Annotated in this window: 2 protein-coding genes and 1 pseudogene; all 3 read right to left on the bottom strand. The window is 37.5% G+C overall.

Annotated elements, in window-relative coordinates:
- Window positions 1-220: pseudogene (locus tag HMPREF2628_RS03545) on the bottom strand (hypothetical protein); the annotation flags it as partial.
- A complete protein-coding gene (locus HMPREF2628_RS03540; RefSeq protein ID WP_000357787.1) occupies window positions 220-513 on the bottom strand; it encodes a hypothetical protein in 294 nt (97 codons plus the stop codon). The gene HMPREF2628_RS03540 and the pseudogene HMPREF2628_RS03545, both read right to left, overlap by 1 nt.
- Window positions 514-525: 12 nt before the next feature.
- Window positions 526-954 (bottom strand): DUF5082 domain-containing protein, encoded by a 429-nt coding sequence (locus HMPREF2628_RS03535; RefSeq protein WP_070842359.1) that lies wholly within the window; start codon window positions 952-954, stop codon window positions 526-528.
- Window positions 955-1,277 lie beyond the last annotated feature (323 nt).

The following is a 1,277-nucleotide window of genomic DNA, read 5'->3' as shown; positions in this document are numbered from 1 at the left end:
TCTCATAATCAAAATGACAAGTAAAAGTTGCACCAAAACTTGGCACATACTCATAGACATCTTCTAATTTTCTCAGAGCCTTATAGAGTCCCTTCAGAATCTGCGGACGCATTCCTAATTGTTGACCAAGTTGAATCAAAGTATCATCTACTTCGAATGTCTCTCTCGTACGGCTAGTAATAATACTTGTAAAAATCTTATTCTTATCGTATTGAACCATTACTTAAACCTCACATTGGCTGTATTCTTATCAAACTGACCGGCCATGGCTTTATCATCAGCCACAATCTTCTCACCCACCGTAATCATTTGAGAAGTACGCTCCATTTCAAAATCCTTATAATCACTCAGAATTTTTTTCGCTTGTTCTTGAAGGGTCTCAAAAGATTTCATCCGATTCAAGGTAGTTTTTCCAATCTTTGTCACTTGAATGTCTGATACAGATGCGACCTTAGTCCGTGCTGAGGTAACAACACGTTGCCAAGAAGCTGAACTGATTCCTATTTTATCCATCTATCCTACTCCCTAAAAAATAGCTGCCAAGAAGCTTTCAACTGCATTCCAAGCACTTCCAATAGCACCACCTAAATCGCCTAGCTCCAATTTTCGCTTTGCGATCTCTGCATCCAACTTCGCCAAATTCATTTCATGCTCATTTTGATGCGTATTCATCGTCGTCGCAATTTTCGATAAAGTCTTATCAAATGTATCACGTCTTGTCCCTTTAAAGGTATCTGTAGAAATAGTTGTAGAGTATTGAGAAACTGTATTGCGGAACTCACTATAGGATTGAATTTGCTTAGAGAGTTCTTTTCTAGCAGATTCTAACTTCTCAATCTCTGCTTTTTTCTTATCGTATGCTTTCTGGTACTGATTCGCCAAACTTTCATAGCGACTCGCTTGCGCTCGATTATAAGCATTACTAGCAAGCCGCTTTTCTTCAAAATCACTCATCTTTATACCTCTTTTGACTAAATCTTACAGTTAATAGAATTATATCAAAAATTCCGATGTTTTACCATAAGGAATGAAAAATAAAAGCAAGCCAAATGACTCGCTTTTATTCACTGATAAGTTTGATGCGATAACCATCTCGGCTAGTGAATCAGTTGTACTCATCCACTCCAACAACCGATTCTGTGAAGCTACTCTGGTTAAAATAATAGTATAAAAATGATACTATTTCGTTCTTCCTTTTACCACTTTCTCCTTGTTTTCCTCCAACCACTGTAGATAAAGCTCCACAAATCGATCTTCTTCCTCGTCAGAGTATCCTT

Source organism: Streptococcus sp. HMSC063B03, assembly GCF_001836965.1.
Lineage (GTDB): Bacteria > Bacillota > Bacilli > Lactobacillales > Streptococcaceae > Streptococcus > Streptococcus pneumoniae_F.
The sequence above is the reverse complement of the archived record's forward strand: the minus strand, read 5'-3'. Positions and strand labels throughout refer to the sequence as shown.